We start from the raw sequence: 257 nt of genomic DNA on the forward strand, positions 1-257 counted from the left end.
TTCCATGTACAGGGACTTGTTGTAGCCACGCGTGCGCTTCAACTTCGAGAATGCCTTGCCGGTGGCCTTGATGGCCTTGCCGTTGTTGCCGGCCAGAAAGGCGCCGACGGCAGAGCCACAGATGATGAGCAATTCCGCGGGCTGCATCAGCACCGCCAGGTGCCCGCCCACCATCAGATACCCGCCCAGGGTGGACCCGATGACCACTAGATAGCCTATGAACAACAACACAATAACCCCCTTGGCATTCGGTCAAC

Annotated in this window: 1 protein-coding gene; it reads right to left on the reverse strand. The window is 58.8% G+C overall.

The window, feature by feature from the left end; all coding sequences use genetic code 11:
• The coding region (locus tag SCA31_RS24255) for a motility-associated protein (RefSeq protein WP_410699536.1) at positions 1-231 on the reverse strand (231 nt) is incomplete at its 3' end.
• Between the last annotated feature and the right edge of the window lie 26 nt (positions 232-257).

It is taken from the genome of Chryseobacterium sp. SIMBA_028 (genome assembly GCF_046535285.1).
GTDB lineage: Bacteria > Bacteroidota > Bacteroidia > Flavobacteriales > Weeksellaceae > Chryseobacterium.